Here is an 18,779-nt window from a genome sequence, read left to right on the forward strand (position 1 = left end):
GTGAGGCTCAAATCCTGTCTAACTCTGCATTGTAGCCATGAATGAAGTACCAAATCGCTCCAATGTGGTTGTTCAGCTTTTTGGAAAATGATAGGCTTTCTCTTACTAACCGAGAAACGCGCTGTCTGAAGGTATTATTCAACCTTTCAATACGATTAGTTAGACCTGTTTCTTTACCAACTGCTCGATGATATTCATGGGGAATAACTGTCTTGTAAGCCTGCCAAAAATCTGTATAGGCAAAGGCAGATTGCTGATAAATCTTTTTGGTAAGGAGACCCATAATTTACTAGCAGATTTTCTGGTTCTATCTCCGATATAGCAACCGATAATTTTTTTCGAGAATTGCGGTCGATTGCTAGCCAGATATAGACCTCATTTTTCTTGCTATTAACAAATGACCACATCTCGTCACATTCAATGGTCAATTCTCCTGTTGACTTTTCTGAAACCTTAATTTGGCGCGGAGTTCGAGCTAGCTTTTGATTGACATAATCTTGCAGCCAAGACCAACTTACTTGAGTCACCCTGGCAATTCCTCGCAGTGATATTCTCTCCAGCAAGAGCCGATCGATCATCTGCTTGGTTTCCTCTGAAACAGATGAATTAGTCGGATCGATCGCAAATTGGCGACCACAGATTTTGCACTGATATTTTGGCTTGCCATTGTGAGTTGAACCATTTTTAATTACATGCTCGGAGCCACAGGTAGGACAGACTCGTTCTGAAGGTTTTCATATATTTTTGGGGATGATTCTATCGCCTCTTGTGTTAATTTAGGTAGTAGTAATACAAATGAGTAAAAAATAAGAAAGCCAAAATTGTTGTCATCAAAAATGCCGAATTGCGGGGGATTACATGAGGATTATTTCCATTAGCTAATATTATAGAGAATGCTGATGAGGCAAGGGTTTTACCTCACCACTACTTCCATACCACTACCCTTATTTTACTCATTTGTATTACTACTACCTAAATTAACACAAGAGGCGATAGAATCATCCCCAAAAATATATGAAAACCTTCAGAACGAGTCTGTCCTACCTGTGGCTCCGAGCATGTAATTAAAAATGGTTCAACTCACAATGGCAAGCCAAAATATCAGTGCAAAATCTGTGGTCGCCAATTTGCGATCGATCCGACTAATTCATCTGTTTCAGAGGAAACCAAGCAGATGATCGATCGGCTCTTGCTGGAGAGAATATCACTGCGAGGAATTGCCAGGGTGACTCAAGTAAGTTGGTCTTGGCTGCAAGATTATGTCAATCAAAAGCTAGCTCGAACTCCGCGCCAAATTAAGGTTTCAGAAAAGTCAACAGGAGAATTGACCATTGAATGTGACGAGATGTGGTCATTTGTTAATAGCAAGAAAAATGAGGTCTATATCTGGCTAGCAATCGACCGCAATTCTCGAAAAATTATCGGTTGCTATATCGGAGATAGAACCAGAAAATCTGCTAGTAAATTATGGGTCTCCTTACCAAAGATTTATCAGCAATCTGCCTTTGCCTATACAGATTTTTGGCAGGCTTACAAGACAGTTATTCCCCATGAATATCATCGAGCAGTTGGTAAAGAAACAGGTCTAACTAATCGTATTGAAAGGTTGAATAATACCTTCAGACAGCGCGTTTCTCGGTTAGTAAGAGAAAGCCTATCATTTTCCAAAAGCTGAACAACCACATTGGAGCGATTTGGTACTTCATTCATGGCTACAATGCAGAGTTAGACAGGATTTGAGCCTCACCACTACTTCCATATCACTACCAGCGCGAGGATGGAGAGATACCGGAACCTGGTGGAATGACTTAGGGCAACAGATGGTGAGTGTAAATCGGTTTGTGGTGTCAGTTGGTGAGTTCATGAGGCGCTCGCTCGATAGCTTCGATGTGGGGCGACAGGTGTGTGAGTCGGGATTGAGAATGTGTCGAGAGCAAATTGAAAGAATTAAACAAAGAAAGAGTCAACAACAACGGGAATGGGCAGTGGCGTTAGCGAAAGCTTAACGTAGTTATCGCACTTTGCTGATTCATTGCAGTCGCCTTAGTTTTGGTCATTGCTTGACGTTGACAAATTGAAGCCTTGGTCAAAGAATCAACCAGTACAACCATGCCGAAAATTCAATCGCACAAAGATACCCAGGATGACATCCAAACTCGAAGCACGGCAGCACACAGTTTCAGAAGAGGCGAGCGCGTGCGTCATCAAGTGACCCAGAAGCTAGGAGTATTCCAAGAACTCAACTTAGGCTTTGCTTTACCGGAAGTGTGGGTACAGTTTGATAGCGAGCGCGAGATCGCCCCTCTTTAATCACTTTAAAGAAGGAAAAATCTAACTCTAAATTGAGATTGCCTATCCCGCGTGACTTTCAGGCTTGATTTTCTAATATCTGACTGCACTTAGAGCATTTTAGCAGAAATCCTTTTGTAGAGCGGGTTCCAGAAATTACTCTCGCCAATGTGATTAAAGAGGGATCGCCGTGACCCTCTCTTGCAATCCGCTCGACTTGGAAAGAGTAACTCCTAGCTGCCAAGAGCGAGAAATACAGTTAGAGTCTGAGCTGTTGGATTTGGAGAATCAGCCTGTAGCAAACGTGGAAGTGTTAGAAGAACTCAGCGAGTCCGAGGCAAAGGAGCGTCACCGACTGGAGTTAAAGGTGGAAAGAGCATTTTACGAAGCGGGGTCGGCGCTGAGGGAACTCAAGCAGAAAAAACTGTATCGCAATACACATTCGACATTTGAGGAGTACTGCAAAGAGCGGTTTGGATATCATCGCCGTCACTCCTATCAATTAATCGATGCCGCAGTCGTCTTTGAAAATTTGTGCGCCATTGGCGCACAAAAAAGTTCAAGCACTAGCGGTAGGCAAATTCTCCCAACTTCAGAGCGGCAAGTTCGCGATTTAGTTAGTTTAGAGCCAGCGCAACAACGAGAAATTTGGTACAGCGCCGTTGCCATTGCTGGAGACAAAGTTCCCAGCAGTCAAATCGTTAAAGGCATTGTCGAACGGCTGAAGGAAAAGCCATTAGGTTATGCTACAGACTTTTGCTGTGTTGGTGATGTGTTTACCCTGACTCGGTTAGAGGGGTGCGAGCGCAGATACAATAATTATCCATGTGTTGCGATCGAGATCGAAGACTTTACCATTGAGGTTGAAGTTTTTGATGGCACAATCGCCATGAAACCAGAGAACCTCAGACCAATCGATGACCCTAATGTTTGTCGTCAACTACCAGCGACAATCAGAAGAATTAGGCAGTTGCGTCAGGTTGGATTGCTCGACCGAGGCGCAGAAGCAGTATTGCAGCATTTAGGACGACAAACGTATCTCACCGATTTGGAAGTAGAGCTACTGACTTTTTTGGAGCAACGTTATGGAATTGATAACTTAAGCAGCAGATGAATCGCTCATTCGATTCCTCAGCTTTCTACACTGGATGGAGCGAGCGCACGAATCAGATTTTCGACATAGCGTGTTGTAGAGCGAGAGTGAATGCGGTAAAAATGTGACGAGCAGAAAATAATAACAATCGGCAATCCTCCAGGGAAAAAGTAACATGACTATAGCAAGAGCAGAGATCGCGCTGAAGTTTAACGAACTACCCCAAGTCAAGCCAGCAGAGAATAAAAAGGTAGAAATTACCCTGACCGACCAAAATGGAGTCACGTTTACCGCTTTGATTAATGCCAAAAGTTGGCGCGCTCGCGGAAGCTGATGCAGTGGCTTTTAGTGAGTGGGGTGGGGCAGTCAGCGGTAAGTTGGGGCAACGTACAGCAGACGGTTTTGAAGTTGTCGAAGCAGGGGTGAGGATTATTTGAGAAAAATCTAAGGAGCCAGCGGCGGAAGTTGTCTCTACCAGTTAATGTCTGTTAGTTGCGCTTCGCACTTTGAGTCGAGCGCGTGGAAGCTAACTGTTAGGAGCAACTTTATCTTTGAACACCTTACCAGGAGCGAAGCCAGGAACGCGAGTGGCAGGGATTGTCATCTTCTGGCCAGATCTGGGATTACGCCCTTCCCTCGCCGAGCGTTGGCGCGGCTCAAAAGAACCAAAACCGACTAAAGAAACTTTATCGCCACTGGAGACGACTTCCACGATCGTCTCGGTTATTGCACTGAGGATAGAATCAGCATCTTTCTTGGTCACGTTAGTTTTAGATGCGATCGCATCAACAAGTTCGGCTTTATTCATTGTAATTATGACTCAATAGGTCGCAGCTATTGTAGTGTAGAAAAAAGGCGATGGCAATTGCAACGCCATAAATTTCATGGATAAAAGTGAAAAACCTCTAAGTTTCGCTTTATTAACTAATATTTGGATATAGAGTTTTGCGGAGGAATAGATGGGCGATCGCAACGCAGGACGACAATGACCGAACGATCGCCTCTGAGTAGATAGTGGTAGCTGTAGCAGCTTGCCGAAACAAAGAAGCGATCGTGGCGAGGGTAAAACGATCGACTCGGAACGGATTTATGTTTCTGCCTGAATCAACCGCAGCAAATCGTCGGTCGAGATCTTGCTACTCATCTGCGTACCTTCAAGCAGACTATCAGCCAAATCTCGCTTGCGGTGATGCAAATCCACAATTTTTTCTTCAATAGTATCCTTCGTGACGAGGCGGTAGATGGTGACTGGGCGTTGCTGTCCGATGCGATGGGCGCGATCTGAAGCTTGATCTTCGACCGCTGGATTCCACCAAGGGTCCATGTGGATGACATAATCGGCAGCAGTGAGGTTCAGCCCCGTACCGCCTGCCTTGAGACTAATCAAAAATACATCTCCTGCCCCAGATTGGAAGGCATCTACCCGTTTTTTCCGCTCTGCTGCGGCAGTGCTGCCATCTAAATATTGGTAAGGGATTTTTTGCGCCTCCAAGTAGTCTCGGATAATGTGCAAATGATCGATAAATTGGCTAAACACCAAAGCTTTATGCTGATTGTCTAGTAATTCTCCTAATACCTCACCAAAAAGTTGTAGTTTGGCGCTCTCGATCGCAGTATCGGGCATGACCAGACGAGCATTGCAACAGGCACGACGCAGTTTCATAATCTCTGCCAAAACTTGCAAGTGTTTCTGTCCGGCAGCTGCTTCGCTTTCGGATAGTTTGGCGATCGCCTCGCGACGCAGTGCTTCATAAAGCGCCATTTCCTCTCGGCTGAGTTCTACATGCAGCACGATCTCGGTACGAGATGGCAATTCTTCCAACACCTGATTTTTGCTACGCCGCAGCAAAAACGGCTGAATCAGTTTTTTTAACCGATAGCGTGCCTGTTTGTCGCCATATCGCTCAATTGGGATGGCAAAGCGTTGGTTGAAGCTTTCTAGCGAGCCGAGCAGCCCAGGATTGACAAAGCGGAATAAATTCCACAGTTCGCCCAAGTGATTCTCAATGGGAGTGCCAGTGGTGATGAGTTTGAACCCACCTTGCAGGTTCATTGCTGCCTGCGATCGCTTCGTGGCGAAGTTTTTGATGAACTGCGCCTCGTCCAGCACAATAGTTTGCCACTGCACCTTTGCCAGCATTTGGGCTACTTCTTCCTGCTGCAGGAGACCGTAACTGCAAATCAGCAGATCGAATGGTTGTAGATTATCCAGCACCTTCTGGCGGTCGCCGCTGCCAATTTGGATTGGATTGAGTGTGGGAGTAAACCGCTGTGCTTCACTTAACCAGTTCGTACATACCGAAGTTGGTGCGATAATCAAAGTTGAACCTGCGGGTGCGCGAGTCAGGATGACTGCTAGGGCTTGTAATGTCTTACCCAGTCCCATATCGTCTGCTAGACAAGCACCCACGCCCCAATGGGCAAGACGCGCCAGCCAGCGGAAGCCGTCGATTTGGTAGTCGCGCAACTCTGCTTGCAACGTAGAGGGCAGCTTTGGTTCTAGATGCTGAATTTCCTTGAGCCGCTGGATATGCTCTTTCCAGTGTTTGTCAGCTTTGAGATCCCCGACTTCTTCCACCCAGTCTTCTAATGCCAATGCTGCCAATGGATGAACGCGCAGACCCTTACCCTGTTTTTCCGAAAATGCCCGCAGTTCGTCGAGGCGTTGGCGAAACTCTTGGGTCAATGCCAAGAATTGCCCGTCACCGAGGGGAATGAAGCGGCTAGGATTCTGTGCCACCAGCTCTAGCAGTTGCTGCATATCCAGGACGAGGCGATCGTCCAGTTTCAATTCACCACTGGTCGCGAACCAGTCGTTCTGGCGCCCAATCTTCAACTGGAAATCTTTGAGGCTAGCTTGATGGCTGATATGCAGTTTTTCCCCTGCGAGCCATTCCACGACAACTGTATCCCCTAGAGCTTGTAACTCCAGCAACAGTTCTAGACAGTCTTCTGGGTCTTCTAGCAGCCATTCGCCGTCCGCTTCCGATTGGCGGGACAGGGTGGGGCAAGCGGCGATCGCTGCCTGAGCGAGTTTCTTCTCTTCGCGCAGATTGCGGCTGGTTTGCAGGCGCTTGCCATCGATCTCTGCGATCGCGGTTTCGCCACCTGTTCCAGGGCGGTAATACGGTCCCCCTCGATCGAAGGGACGAGATAGTAAAGCAACTTTTAGCCCAGAACCAGCAGGCAACAGGTGAACGTGGGGTTTTGTTTGGGCTGGTACTTCTTCTACGTTTGCCACACCACCGATATCGGAGTGAACCGTAACGATTCTAGAAATAGCATTCACTGCTGCCAATACCCGCTCTTTAGCTAAGGCGGGGACTTCTAACCGATTTTGCTTACCCAAAATTTCCGCGATGCGTCGATGCTCGGCGCTGACCTCAACGACTTTGAGCCGAGTCGGAGTTTCCTTAACAATGATGATGTTTTTGTTTTCTTTGAGTTCGGGGGAAAATCGCAAGGTTAACCGATCGCCCTTGCCTTTTTTGACTAGTAATTCTGGTTCCCCTTTGACAATTTCGACGCGAGCAGTCGGGGTATCTGCCCAAAATACGAAAGGATGTCCGATCAAAGCTGCGATCGCCCGTTCGCCAAACCTGTACTGAGTCTGCCCGTAATATCCATAGGAGTAATCGGTTTCGAGCTGGGCGCAGACCCGCAAATCCTGCGGCGTGAGGTAGTCCAATTCACCCGCCTTTTTCAACCGCTTGAGCGCGATCGGTCGCCCTTTGCTCCAATCTCCTCTGGCATTAATTTTTTGTTCGCGCGGTTCTATCAGATAAGTATTGCCGGAATAAACTGTAATAAACCAAGCTAAGCGTTGTTGCGTTTCAGATTTTATAGTTGTTTGCAATTCATCCCGATGTAAATTTGCCAGCGCGTTCAAGCAGAGTTCCCAGGGTTCCTGGGGCTGGATTAAATCCACTAGAGTTAGGACACCGCTATTTTGGCGTAATGTTGCTGCCTGTTTGCCATAGGAACTACGCGATCTAAACCGCGATCGCAGTTCGGCTGTTTCCATTGCTAGCCAGTCGTAGCCAGCATCTGCAGCGTTTTGGTAGAACGACTCTAGCATTTTGGGCAAACGCGATTTTGCCACGTCAACATCTACCCAGTAAAGGCAGAGGGCATGTAAGAGCCTTGCTAAACTGCAATCTCCTGCCTGGGGATACGTATTGACTACCGATTCCTTTTGGGCGAGATCTCCCTGTTGAAGTTGCACCACCTTTTCCAAAATGCCATAAATCGAACTGAGCCAATGTTTAGACTGTCGTGCCAAACTGGCGTAGTTAGCGGCTTCGCTCAGGCGATTTGGAGAACCATCCTTAAGTAAAGCTAGGACAAAAAACAATCCACTGATGGATTGGAAGTACACTTTACGTTTACCCGCGCCTGTTTTTAGGGCTTGCAAGGCAATGGTGTACTGCGCGATCGCTGTCTCATTATCGCCATGCAGAAAATTCCACCATCCCCACAAGGCAGCGGTGTTATTGCTATATGAGTCGGGGATGGATTCAATGACTCTTTGAGCCAAGCCCAATCTGCCTCGTAAAATTGATTGCTCTATTAACAAAACATACTGCAAGAGCGAACTTTGTTTTCCCTGTTTGCCGCAGTCTTCCTCAAGTAAGGCAAATGCCTCATCAGCAGGGGTTAAGTACAGTATTGAATGATTGAGGATACTAGCTAGCGCACTCTCATACAATTCTTGGGGCAGGCTGCGAAACCAAGCGGGATCGAATGGGTTATTGCACACCTGCTGATAGATCTCGTCGTTCGCGATCTTGTTTTTGGGATAACTGTTCTTATAGTAGGCTTCAAGCTGTTGGTTGATGAATTTAATGTCTTGACGATAGATGCCGATGCGAACTTCGCGAATCAGTTGACGGTCATTGCTGAAATAACGCGGTCCATCCTTCCAACGAGTCGGTACGGGCAGCCTTTCCTGCACCACTTTGGCTAGCGTTTCAAACCGTCCTGCCTGTACTGCATCGCGCGTAGCGATTTCCACTAGTAGGGGATGGCACTGCGGTCCTTGTCCGCTGTACTGAATCAATACGCCTGCGTCCAACAATCGGTCGATATAAGGTTTTAAGCTGGGATTTGTGAAGTGTTTACTGTGTTTATTTCCAACTTGCGTCTGATTCCAACAAAGTGCAAGCGATGCTCTACTGACTGGCTCGTAGATCGCCGAAAACAACTGGACAATCTGTTTTTCCAGTTGTGGCAACTGACGATAGTTCTCGACGAGTTGCATGCGAAGCTTGACCGCATCAGTAGAGGAATCGTTCATCATAAATGTTTCAGCATTTACTATAGTGATTCTACAAGCGAAGTATCGGGACTTGAAACCTAACTTTGCGCGGTTAGCAGTTGTATTGTAAAAATCGATCCTAAAAGTCCAAGCAAAAATCATCGGAGCAGTCTTCATCCAGATCCGCAACTGAATTGCTCTTGACCGATTTGTCTCAAGCCTTCTAGAAAAGTAACAAACTGCTGAAGGGGCGACATAAAATCTAGGATGCAGATAGAATAAGCTCCATAGCTCTTATCCCTGTTTTGTCACCTTGGGAGAAGCAATCGCCCAAAGGCTTTTATTGCAACACTATTTAAATGTTTGTTTGCATCTGGGGCAACGGTATAGTTGACTGCCTTTACTTGTTAAACCCTTGTTTATGCGATGACGGATGATTACACAAAGGACACTGTATAGACTTTTTCAGAATATTCTCATACGTTCTGCTTCCACAAACCCACGCTTGCCTGACGCACAATCAGCAGTTTTGCGATCCATCTGGGTTGTTAGAGATCTTGTTAGTGATGAGATAGCGATCGAGGAGTTGTTCTTGCTGTAGTCCAGCCTCGACAACCGCCGTGTACTAGGTGTAATCTTCCGCCCTCCTCAAATCCAATCAAATTTTAGCTTTGCTTTTTACTTCTGGCTCCCCGCGAAGTTGGATTGCGCCTAGTTGCCCCACTAGAAGAGGAGTTGCGTCTAGCAGAAGCAGTGGCAGAAGATCTGTGTTTTGTAGCTGGTTGGGCAGTAGGTTCTGGCTCTGGTTGGGGCGATCGCTCTTCGGGTATGGGTGGGGGTGTTTGGAGTGATGCTTCGGGCTGCGACTTTTGTTGTGTCGTTGAGTTAGAAGTAGTATTGCGTTTGGTTGCTGGCTTTGAGGTCTTCGAGGTCGCTTTGCCTTTGGGAGGAGATTTGGCAGTAGTTTCCGGCTCTACTGCCGGTTGTGGAGTCGTTTCTGGTTCTATGGTCGGCGCAGAGGATGTTTCAGGTGAGGCAACAGGCTGTGAGTGCTGTTTTGTCTTCGCCCTTCTCGCAGTTTTGTTGTTCTTGGCTGGTTGGGAAGCCTTGGCGATTGTCTTAGCTTTTGAGCTGGATTTAGGAGTAGTGTCTGGTTCTACTGTTGGCTGTGCAGTCGCTTCTAGTTGGGTGCTTGGTTGGGAAGATACAAGGCTTGGGGATTCTTCTGGTGTTTGGGGTTTTGGTGTTGCAGCTTGCGTTTGGCTTGTTCTTAGCTTGGCGCTGTGTTGTTGTCTTGGCAGAATCCGTGCGTTTTCGTGTTGTCGTAGCGGAAGACTGACTCTTTGCTTTCGATGTGTCGGCGCGAGCGCGAGTTGGTGGGATTTCCGGCTCGTCTCCTTGAGTGGGGAATTGTAACTCAAGGGCAATCGCGCCTTTAGTCTCGGCAGTGACGAGCGCCACTACCATTTCTGAGGAGCGATCGTGCTGCTCGAATTCGGCTTGGAGGTTGGGCAGTCCCATTTGTCTAGATAGTCGCGGAATTTGACTCAATGTGAGAAATCTTGCCTCCATCTGCGCGACTTCGCCAACTGTGTAGTAGTTGACTACCAGCACTCCCGCTCCTTGCGCTTCAGCCATTCCTCGGTAGTATTTACTTAAGCTAGGTATGTCAGCACTGACTAACTGCTTTAACTGTTGCAACTCATCCATCAAAAAATCTGCTCGATCTCAAAGAATTTAATTTATATCTATCGTACTACCAATTTGAAAACGAGCCATCGCTTTTGACAATCTGCTCGAACCGACGATTTTTTTCTAAAAGAAACTCAAAGTTCATGAACTTTGAGTTTCTAGATCAATTCATGATTTTCTTCACTTCACTTCCAATTATTTTCTACATATGAAGTAGAGATAGGCTAAGTTAGCAAAGAATGTTGTCAGTTTATCGAGATAATTCTTGGCAATCTTTTTCATCAACTTTTGGCAGAGATTGCACGAACGAAGTCAGAGAGAGAGTGGTAAAAAAATCTGAATTAAAAGTGGCAAATTCTGAACTTGCTAGACAAATACAAAAGTAATTTTAATGGAGAAAGTATGAGTAGTGGTAGCTACAATTATTTATACTGCACAGCAGATGAAAGTGCTTCAGAATTGCTGGAGAGTCGGGGTGATGTAGCGCAAATGCTCCAATGTCTGCGTCAACTCGAATATGCAAACTCAAGCAGCTCAAGTCACGGAAAGCTTACTCAAAGAGCTTGACGAATTCAAAGCAACTTCTGGCTCAATCCGAACAGAAAATTCAATTAAAAAGCCAAAGTTTAATGGAAGTGTGGCAAGCAGTAGCATACTGGGATAGCCGCGATTGGTCTGAACAACGAGTTAGAGAAGCTATCGCTAATTTCCACAACAATAAATCATCTTCAGCTAGAGGTAAGGGGAGAAAATGGCGTAAGCGCGATGGAAGCGTAATAAATTATTGTGTTTTGTAGTACGCCGTCGAACACCTAAGGCTTAATGAGAATAAGCGACGAAAAAGTGGGAGATTGAACTATATAATTCTCAATAAACTAGTCGCTTGTGAAGGTCATGTTTCAATGTAGTACAAAACATAATAATTTATTACGCTTCCGTATTGCCATGCGCGAAACCTGAAATACACTCCTATGCCTCTGATTTACTCATGCCATAATCGAATCGCATTCACAACTCGATACCGCAGTGCTTCAAAGGGCAGTAGCTGATAGATGGCGAGCGTCTTTAAGTTTCATCGTTGACTCCGCACATAGCTACACCTACTATGTTAACTGATCTATGCTCTAGTTAGTATCTCCATGCGACACCTGAACGATCTCCACTCGCGATCGCAACATCACAAGTCACTGCACGTAATGCCCTGAATTGGATTCGAGAATAGTCTGTTGTGCAAATTTTAGCCACCCAAAGCTTTCCTTAAAAAATATATCTTTAGGGAAATAGACAATAACAACCAAACTGTTTCTTCAAGCTTATGCCTCAAAATTTCCGAATATGCTTCCTGTGACAGATGTAAGCAAGTATTTATTCTTAATACCTTAAACGGCAATGGCTGTAGATCCGAACTAAATTCGATCCTCCTTCAGTTCTTCTACACTAAGGCTTGAGTTGCGTCAAGCAATAGAGGGACTGAAAAACAATTTGTTGGTTCTCTTTAGCTACAGTCAAAATCTGCATAAAAAGCTAAGGGGTAATTTCATGACCATTCCATTAAGAGAAGATGTTGCCTACATTATTTTGAAAAAAATCAATGAAACTGGGCAAGAATTGCATCCAGTAAAATTTACTGCTGATGACTTTATCGGTCGCGAACCAACAAAAGCCGAACTATTAGGACACTTGGATTATCTGAATCAAAAGCAGTATATTAATGCTGAATTTAGTGGTAATGCCTATGGCAACCAGGAAGACGTTCCCGATGCTGTAAATCCCAAAGAAGTTGATTTTAGAGTTGCTAATACCTTTGGTTCGTCTGATGGTCCTTTACCGCATTTGATTACTTTTAAACAAGCAGAATTGACAGAAAAAGGTCGCAGAATGTTGGAGAAAATGGAGGCAAAACCTCCAGAAGAATTAAAAGAAGGTCCATCAGTTCCCATTGCGACTAAAGACATGCCTTTCCTAGAAAAAGTCATGCTTAAAAGTGGACTTGAAGACCTCTTTGATGCTAGAGATGTGACAGAAGTTGTCTATCGCGTCATGCGCGATTTAATGACAACGGAAGCATCAGATCGAGTGGCAGAAGAATTAGAAAATAAGGAAGTTCTGCCGACAGAAGACAAAGCGTTGAAAATGGATGTAGCAGATCTTTGGAAAGATACTAATCCTATCGTTGGCTTTCTCAGCCGCGTTCGTCCACCTTTTAAAAAGCATCACGGTCCTGGTCTATTTAATATTGATGACGATCGCTTTTTGTTCCGAGTCAAAAACGAAGCGCCAATGGCAAAAACTGGTTTCGATTTAGATCGCGAACAGGTCGTTTCAGCCGTATTTTCTGCTACTAAAGAAGAATTATCGCAGGAACGGATTCAAGAAATAGCTCAATATCTTCCTGGTAGAGTTCGCGAGTTGTGGGACGCAGCTTAGGAACATTTGAAGTTAATTTTGAGTCAGGGTAGGAGACAACTCCTACCCTGTTTTGTCATTGGTTATTGGTTGTTTGTTACTAAACGATCCAACCCCTCTTGAGAAATAGCAGGTGGTATGTATTATTTGTTGCTATAATTCAATGTCGAACTACCCAAATGCTTCTCTAAAAGCAAAGTTTTAACTAACTATTACTAGAGCAATTTGGTTTATTTATATAACTCATCAGTTCAGATGCAGCCTGGGCTAGAAAAACAGTCAAATCTAGATTCACCTTGAATGTTGGCAGAATGCCCCCACCATAACGAAGTTTGGTGGCGGGAGAAATGCCAACCAATATATTAACTAAAACTAGTGTAAAGCTTTACACTAGTTTTATCATTATAGTGATATCCAGGGTAAGCGCAAGAAAAATGAAGCTGTAATATGCTGGACTGAATCCATTTAAGAATCAGGATTTCCAATGGCTAAAGGTTTTGGTGAAGCATCTATCTCCAATAAGAAAAGTAGCAAATCATCGTCAATCATGCCTGCTATCGATTGTGAGCAAATACAAAAACAATGGGCAGAGTATTTTGAGGACTTAACAGACCCCAGAGGTTCTCAGGGTGTTCTTCATCCGTTTATTAGCATTGTGATGATTGCCTTACTCGCTACTATTAGTGGAGCCAAAGGATGGGAAGATATAGAAACCTATGGCGTGAGTCATGAGGTTTGGCTGTCGGAGTTTTTAGCTTTGCCTTTTGGAATTCCGAGTGCTGATACTTATCGGCGGTTATTTGAGAGCATATCTGCCGTTTCATTTGAGCGCAGCTTCAAGAATTGGTTGAGTAGTTGGATTGGAGATCTAGGCGCGCAGGTGATTCCGATTGATGAGAAAACAGTTAAGGGTTCTTATGACCGCAATCGAGAGCAATCCGCCTTACATTTAGTTAGTGCTTGGGCAAGCGAGAACCGACTATTTCTAGGGCAAGTCAAAGTGGAGGATAAAAGTAATGAGATTACCGCTATCCCAGCCCTACTAGAACTGTTAGACATTGCTGGATGCATCATTACCATTGATGCGATGGGTACTCAAGCTGAGATTGCACATCGGATTCAGGCTCAGGGTGCCGACTACGTGCTGGCACTCAAAGCTAATCATCCCACCTTACACGCTCAGATAAAACAATGGTTTGAAACCGCCCAGGCTCAAAACTTTAACGGCATTGAGCATAGTTACGATGTCCGAGTAGAATCGGGACACCATCGTCGTGAAAAACGACAAGTTACCCCAGTTTCTATCCAGCAAATGGGGAATTTGTACAAACAAGCTCACTGGTCTGGATTACAAACCGTAATTAAGGTTGTCCGTACCCGCCATCTTTGGAATAAGACCACTCAAGAGGTGATGTTTTATCTCAGTTCCTTGCCACCTGATGCTCAACAATTAGGCAAAGCAACCCGACAGCATTGGTCGATTGAGAACCAACTTCATTGGGTATTGGATGTGACTTTCGGCGAAGATGCTTGCCATATTCGTACAGGCAATGCACCAGAGAATTTAGCTCTACTCAAGCGGTGGAGCATCAATCTACTGAATCAAGAAACGAGCTTCAAGCGTAGCACTCGTCAAAAGGCGAAGCGAGCCAGCATGGATGTAAGGTATTTGCTGACAGTTCTCAACGCTTCGATTCCCTTCAACTCTAACCCTTCTGGTTCCTAAATTTTCTTGCGCTTACCCTGTAGTGATATCCTCTTCGTATGGAAACAATACTGACTATAAGTTGTAAGTTAATAACCCAAGAGAACCAGGTTGCCCTTCTTGAGGCGACATTGATTAATTTTGCGGCTGCCTACAATTGGATAAATCAGTCAGGGGAGCGTAATAAATTATCATGCTTTGTACTACATTGAAACACATCGTTCACAAACGATTAATTTATTGAGAATTACACGGCTTAATTTCCGACTTTTTCGTCGCTCATTCTCATTAAGCTTTAGGTTTTCAACGGCGTACTACAAAGCATAATAATTTATTACGCTTCCGTTGAAGAATCGCCCTTCTAGTGGGACTTTGTAAGAAAGATGGAGCAAATTGAGCTAGAATGCGGGTAGGAGTTGCGTTTTACGTCAGTCTCGACAGGAGCAACGTAAGGTGAAAGATCAAGTACCAGCAGCGATGCCGCAGTGCTTTGAGAACTGGTGTCGTCGGTTTGATGATGTATTTTCGCGTCAGAAGCAGCGGCAGGAATTTCGTGTTTATCTAGGGGACTGCTGGGTGAGAGTCAGCGCAAAACCTGAGCCAACTGGTCACAAATACAGTAGATGGCTCCTACAACAGCTCAGACATTTTCTCAACAATGCCCCTTGGGATGAAGTCAAGCTAAATAATCGGCGGTTGGAGGTGATGCACCAGTGTCGCCAGACGACCCCGAGTCAAGGTTTCACATTGATTGTAGATGATTCGGGACATCGCAAAAGTGGTGCGGCTACTGATGGGGTAGGACGGCAGTACATTGGGGAGATTGGCAAGACTGACAATGGTATTGTGCTGCTGACTACCTACTTGTATGATGGAGTGCGATGTCTGCCGTTAGATGTTGCACTCTATCAACACGCAAGTTTATTCGAGCAAGGCAAGGCAGACCCCAACTTCCAGAAAAAACCTGACCTGGCTCTAGACTTGGTTGACCAATGCTTGAAGCGCGGTTATCGACCGGGTGTGACTGTAATTGATGCAGGCTACGGTAATAACACGCCTTTTCTCAAGCAGTTGGAGTCGAGAAACCTAACTTACGTGGCAGCAATCGCCAAAACCGCCAAGTTACTGCTCAAACATCAGGTGATGAGTCTGCTCGTAAGCAGGGATTAGAAGCTATTGCTCAAACCTTGGCAGTGGAGCAGTTCACACCTGTGCAACTCAATCTGGAGCAGCCCCGGACAGTTTGGGTGGCGCTGTTACCAGTTCACGTTCCGAAGCTCGAAGGCACTCGCTGGCTGGCGATTCAACTCAATGCCTCTAGTTTCGAGCAAGCGACGGAGGTGGATTACTTTCTCACCAATGCCTCTGACAACCAAGTCAGTGCGGCTTGGGTAGCTCAAACATATTCTGCTCGCAACTGGGTGGAGGTCTTCTATCGAGAAGCCAAGGGCTGGTTGGGTTTGAGTGAGTATCAAGTTCGGGATGCTCTGAGTATGAAGCGTCATTGGGTTTTAGTGTTCATCGCTTACACCTTCATCCTTTGGCATCAGTTGACCGGCGGATTCCGCAGACGTTGGGCAACCAAACCCTTACAAACTTTTGCCGAAGCATTGGAGGCATTCCGCACCGCAGTCGAGTTTCGTTTGGTCCGCTGGCTTAATGAGCATGTTGATGTATTTGCCTCTCACAGAGCTAAGTTCGGCTATATTTGGGCTTAGAAAGTTTTAAAGTCCCAATAGTTCGCTCTACTTAAATAACGTCAGTTCGGGTTAAGCAGCAGGGAGGAAAAAGCGGTTGTGCCGCAAAACAGATAAATAAATGGTAAGGTGGGAAAGCTGAAACCTCGAATCCTGCTTTCCAATGTCTGCTCCTTCCTTATTCAAATGGCGACACTTTCGGTTGTGTTGCAAAAATTGGAAAAGCACTACTTGTAGAGTTGTAGTGTGTGCATACAACTCTACAAGTAGCGTTCGAGAGAATTTTTGCAACACGACCATAATACTTAGGATAACATGGCAGGTAATTCGCTAAAAGAAATCACATATTGCGTTCCGATGTTGCGTTCCAAGATCTTAATTGCCGCCTCATGATATTCCTGTCCGCCGCTAGAAGCACAGCCATCTGATACCACGAACGTCTCAAATCCAGCATCAAATAGTCCCAAAGCTGTAGCCATCACACAAGCGTCTGTATCAACTCCACAAACTGCAACTGTAGTAACAGCGTCACTTTGCAGGGCTTGAAGCAGGGCAGGTGACACCGGAGAATATGAAGGCTTATCAAATATCTTGCTGACAACCGGAGTTAAAGCTGTAGAAAGCTCCGTTTCCTGTCCGGATACCATATCGTTCCAGCTTAGTTGACGTGAGAAGTTCGGATTCCGGTTAAAAAGCGAGTTGCCCAAACCTGATGAAACTGACTAGCACGCTCGACCACCTTTGGCACAACCGCTTTACATTCAGGTGTAGTCAAAAAGCCATTTTGTAAATCTACTGCTAACAAAATCCCTTTACGTTGGTTTGATGGAGTAGACTGCGCCTGCGCTTTCTTTGGGGAACTAAATTGGACTGCTGCTAATGTTCCTGCTAAGGTGATGGCACCGTGAAGGATAGCTCTTCTATTGATTCTATTTTCTAACATAACGAAAAATGAAGCATAAATAGTTCTCTCCAAACGAAATACTAAGCTGTCGCCTAATGGCTTTAATCAGTCGATAAAGGTCGGCACATTCAGAACATTGATAGTCTCCATACATCACCAGCACCACGCTGGCACTCAGTACACCTTGTATGCGATCCTCTGTTGAAGCTGGAATGAATAACGAACTACGATCTCGGTCTTGACTCACTCGAATACCTCTAAGGGAAGAGATGGCGATCGCAAGCACTCGCCATACAATCCTCTTTGTGCGATCTATGTCAAGCAAACTTCTCAGTACAGGACAAAAGCTTGCAAAAGGGTAACAAAAAGGGTTTCATGAGAATTACCACATTCTTTAGCCATGAAATCAGGTTCAACTTATGGCGATTATGGCTACGGATTTCGGCAATCAGTTGGTCATGTAAGTGCTGCTGTTGCCTCAATCTCAACTAAGATTTCTGGATAGCCAAGTGAGGAAACGCCGATTATAGTAAGAGATGGACGCGACTCTCCCAGATATTGCGCGAGAATCGGTGCGATATCCCTGATGAATTCCCCAACCTCACCACGAATGTAGACACGCAGGCTGAACAGAGACTCTACCGAGCTTCCCGATGTCTCTAGGACGGTGGTTAAGTTAGCCAGTGCCGTCTTTAGTTGCCCTTCGACGGTATGTGATGAAACTTGGTGATTTGTCTGCCAGTCAACTTGTCCAGAAATGTAAACGGTAGACAATGCGGTGTCAATAACCGCTTGGGACATTCCGAACTGACTTCCATCATAAATCTGTGGCGGATTGATCAGTTGCTTTCTCATTGTGTCTAATCCCTAAATGAATAATTTTTTGGACGTTCTACGATTTTTCTCCTGTACTTAAAGCAAGCTTAGTTCTTGCAACTAAATTGCTGTTAGTGTTTGCATAAATTCAATATATGAAATTGACTCCAACTTGTCGTCCATATCGAGTTGAAACTTTTACTCAGTAAAGCGATTGATGAATCAGTCCATCGATCGAAGGAAGGTTGACTCCAACTAAAGTTGGAATCTAAATTTCTACTGAAGTCAAGCTTACAAATTAACAATTCCACGTTTTACCGCCACAATGACAGCAGATGCGATCGCTCACGCCTAATTTACTTAAAATGCGATTCACGTGAGATTTGACCGTACTTTCACCAATAGTTAAGGCTGCTCCAATGTCTAAGTTGCTCATCCCTTGCGCCATCAAACCAAGTACCTCTAGCTCTCGATCGCTCAGTTCTGGATTGCTTAGGCGCTGCACCAGTTTTGCACCCACTAGGGGCAGAATATACTGCTGACCGCGAGCCACTGTACGAATTGCCTGAAGCAGCTCGTTGGGTTTAGCATCCTTAAGCAGATAACCTTGAGCGCCTGCGTGCAATCCCCGATAGATATCTTCATCACCATCGTAGGTTGTGAGTACGATAATCCGAGCAGGTTTAAATTCGGCACAGATAGCACTAATGGCTTCCACCCCTCCGACTTGCGGCATTCGCAAATCCATCAGCGTTACATCCGGTTGGTGTTGGCGAAAAGCTCGATCGCCTGCTGTCCATCTTCTGCTTGAGCAATTACCGTCATTTCTGGATCGCGGTTCACGATCGTTGCCAACCCTTGCCTAACAATGGAATGATCGTCAGCAATCAAAACTCGAATCGTAGCAGATTGGCTCATGA

General features: G+C 45.4%; 17 protein-coding genes and 4 pseudogenes. 11 read left to right on the forward strand and 10 right to left on the reverse strand.

The window, feature by feature from the left end; translation table 11 throughout:
- Positions 1-7: 7 nt before the first annotated feature.
- Positions 8-689 (reverse strand): annotated as a pseudogene (locus tag N4J56_RS33465) (IS1 family transposase).
- A 374-nt stretch (positions 690-1,063) separates the two neighbouring features.
- On the opposite strand from N4J56_RS33465, the gene N4J56_RS33470 reads away from it, so the two are divergent.
- The 5 genes from N4J56_RS33470 (at position 1,064) to N4J56_RS33490 (ending at position 3,716) form a co-directional block, all read left to right on the forward strand.
- A protein-coding gene (locus N4J56_RS33470; protein WP_317111302.1) for an IS1 family transposase occupies positions 1,064-1,740 on the forward strand; the annotation gives its coding sequence in 2 pieces (ribosomal slippage) (positions 1,064-1,667 and positions 1,667-1,740; 678 coding nt in all).
- On the forward strand, positions 1,737-2,006 hold the full coding sequence (locus N4J56_RS33475) for a hypothetical protein (RefSeq protein WP_317111007.1): 270 nt from the start codon (positions 1,737-1,739) through the stop codon (positions 2,004-2,006). Before N4J56_RS33470 ends, N4J56_RS33475 begins: the two co-directional genes overlap by 4 nt.
- Positions 2,007-2,109: 103 nt before the next feature.
- A complete protein-coding gene (locus N4J56_RS33480) occupies positions 2,110-2,310 on the forward strand; it encodes a hypothetical protein (protein WP_317111008.1) in 201 nt (66 codons plus the stop codon).
- 169 nt (positions 2,311-2,479) lie between these two features.
- Positions 2,480-3,403 (forward strand): hypothetical protein, encoded by a 924-nt coding sequence (locus N4J56_RS33485; RefSeq protein ID WP_317111009.1) that lies wholly within the window; start codon positions 2,480-2,482, stop codon positions 3,401-3,403.
- A gap of 154 nt (positions 3,404-3,557) precedes the next feature.
- On the forward strand, positions 3,558-3,716 hold the full coding sequence (locus tag N4J56_RS33490) for a hypothetical protein (RefSeq protein WP_317111011.1): 159 nt from the start codon (positions 3,558-3,560) through the stop codon (positions 3,714-3,716).
- Between the two features lie 192 nt (positions 3,717-3,908).
- Here N4J56_RS33490 and N4J56_RS33495 read toward each other — a convergent pair whose 3' ends face one another.
- From N4J56_RS33495 to N4J56_RS33510, 4 genes and pseudogenes are all read right to left on the reverse strand, one after another.
- Positions 3,909-4,190 carry an HU family DNA-binding protein gene (locus tag N4J56_RS33495; protein ID WP_317111013.1) on the reverse strand — a complete coding sequence of 94 codons (282 nt, stop codon included), beginning with the start codon at positions 4,188-4,190 and terminating at the stop codon, positions 3,909-3,911.
- A gap of 112 nt (positions 4,191-4,302) precedes the next feature.
- Entirely contained in the window at positions 4,303-4,425 is a 123-nt protein-coding gene (locus N4J56_RS33500; RefSeq protein ID WP_317111014.1) for a hypothetical protein, read from the reverse strand.
- A 44-nt stretch (positions 4,426-4,469) separates the two neighbouring features.
- Positions 4,470-8,678: a DEAD/DEAH box helicase gene (locus N4J56_RS33505; protein WP_410500724.1), complete on the reverse strand. Its 4,209-nt coding sequence runs from the start codon at positions 8,676-8,678 to the stop codon at positions 4,470-4,472.
- Positions 8,679-8,996: 318 nt separating this feature from the next.
- A pseudogene (locus N4J56_RS33510) lies at positions 8,997-9,111 on the reverse strand (IS1595 family transposase); the annotation flags it as partial.
- A gap of 233 nt (positions 9,112-9,344) precedes the next feature.
- Between N4J56_RS33510 and N4J56_RS33515 the strand changes: the two are divergent.
- The 6 genes from N4J56_RS33515 (at position 9,345) to N4J56_RS41495 (ending at position 16,160) form a co-directional block, all read left to right on the forward strand.
- Positions 9,345-10,055 carry a hypothetical protein gene (locus tag N4J56_RS33515; protein ID WP_317111017.1) on the forward strand — a complete coding sequence of 237 codons (711 nt, stop codon included), beginning with the start codon at positions 9,345-9,347 and terminating at the stop codon, positions 10,053-10,055.
- An 839-nt stretch (positions 10,056-10,894) separates the two neighbouring features.
- Positions 10,895-11,128: a hypothetical protein gene (locus tag N4J56_RS33520; RefSeq protein ID WP_317111018.1), complete on the forward strand. Its 234-nt coding sequence runs from the start codon at positions 10,895-10,897 to the stop codon at positions 11,126-11,128.
- Between the two features lie 742 nt (positions 11,129-11,870).
- Positions 11,871-12,758 carry a DUF2267 domain-containing protein gene (locus N4J56_RS33525; protein WP_317111020.1) on the forward strand — a complete coding sequence of 296 codons (888 nt, stop codon included), beginning with the start codon at positions 11,871-11,873 and terminating at the stop codon, positions 12,756-12,758.
- 463 nt (positions 12,759-13,221) lie between these two features.
- Positions 13,222-14,463, forward strand: coding sequence for an ISAs1 family transposase (locus tag N4J56_RS33530; protein WP_317111021.1), 1,242 nt, complete (start codon positions 13,222-13,224; stop codon positions 14,461-14,463).
- Positions 14,464-14,895: 432 nt separating this feature from the next.
- Entirely contained in the window at positions 14,896-15,612 is a 717-nt protein-coding gene (locus tag N4J56_RS41490) for a transposase (RefSeq protein ID WP_410500697.1), read from the forward strand.
- Between the two features lie 23 nt (positions 15,613-15,635).
- Complete coding sequence (locus N4J56_RS41495) at positions 15,636-16,160, forward strand: hypothetical protein (protein ID WP_410500698.1); 525 nt, start codon at positions 15,636-15,638, stop codon at positions 16,158-16,160.
- A gap of 284 nt (positions 16,161-16,444) precedes the next feature.
- On the opposite strand, the gene N4J56_RS33540 is transcribed toward N4J56_RS41495, so the two are convergent.
- The 5 genes and pseudogenes from N4J56_RS33540 to N4J56_RS33560 form a co-directional block, all read right to left on the reverse strand.
- Positions 16,445-16,786, reverse strand: coding sequence for a cysteine hydrolase family protein (locus N4J56_RS33540; protein ID WP_317111023.1), 342 nt, complete (start codon positions 16,784-16,786; stop codon positions 16,445-16,447).
- An 11-nt stretch (positions 16,787-16,797) separates the two neighbouring features.
- Positions 16,798-17,082, reverse strand: coding sequence for a hypothetical protein (locus N4J56_RS33545; protein WP_317111025.1), 285 nt, complete (start codon positions 17,080-17,082; stop codon positions 16,798-16,800).
- Positions 17,081-17,290, reverse strand: a pseudogene (locus N4J56_RS33550) (disulfide bond formation protein DsbA); the annotation flags it as partial. The pseudogene N4J56_RS33550 and the gene N4J56_RS33545, both read right to left, overlap by 2 nt.
- A gap of 209 nt (positions 17,291-17,499) precedes the next feature.
- On the reverse strand, positions 17,500-17,898 hold the full coding sequence (locus tag N4J56_RS33555; protein WP_317111027.1) for a RidA family protein: 399 nt from the start codon (positions 17,896-17,898) through the stop codon (positions 17,500-17,502).
- 252 nt (positions 17,899-18,150) lie between these two features.
- Positions 18,151-18,777: pseudogene (locus tag N4J56_RS33560) on the reverse strand (response regulator).
- Positions 18,778-18,779 lie beyond the last annotated feature (2 nt).

Origin of the sequence: Chroococcidiopsis sp. SAG 2025, assembly GCF_032860985.1 — a bacterium.
In the GTDB taxonomy this organism is placed as follows: domain Bacteria; phylum Cyanobacteriota; class Cyanobacteriia; order Cyanobacteriales; family Chroococcidiopsidaceae; genus Chroococcidiopsis.

Excerpts from the sequence above, each read along its gene's own strand:
- N4J56_RS33480 (WP_317111008.1), top strand. The coding sequence starts at position 2,110 with ATGCCGAAAATTCAATCGCACAAAGATACCCAGGATGACATCCAAACT.
- N4J56_RS33490 (WP_317111011.1), top strand. The coding sequence starts at position 3,558 with ATGACTATAGCAAGAGCAGAGATCGCGCTGAAGTTTAACGAACTACCC.
- N4J56_RS33495 (WP_317111013.1), bottom strand. The coding sequence starts at position 4,190 with ATGAATAAAGCCGAACTTGTTGATGCGATCGCATCTAAAACTAACGTG.
- N4J56_RS33505 (WP_410500724.1), bottom strand. The coding sequence starts at position 8,678 with ATGAACGATTCCTCTACTGATGCGGTCAAGCTTCGCATGCAACTCGTC.
- N4J56_RS33525 (WP_317111020.1), top strand. The coding sequence starts at position 11,871 with ATGACCATTCCATTAAGAGAAGATGTTGCCTACATTATTTTGAAAAAA.
- N4J56_RS33530 (WP_317111021.1), top strand. The coding sequence starts at position 13,222 with ATGGCTAAAGGTTTTGGTGAAGCATCTATCTCCAATAAGAAAAGTAGC.
- N4J56_RS33540 (WP_317111023.1), bottom strand. The coding sequence starts at position 16,786 with ATGGTATCCGGACAGGAAACGGAGCTTTCTACAGCTTTAACTCCGGTT.
- N4J56_RS33545 (WP_317111025.1), bottom strand. The coding sequence starts at position 17,082 with ATGTTAGAAAATAGAATCAATAGAAGAGCTATCCTTCACGGTGCCATC.
- N4J56_RS33555 (WP_317111027.1), bottom strand. The coding sequence starts at position 17,898 with ATGAGAAAGCAACTGATCAATCCGCCACAGATTTATGATGGAAGTCAG.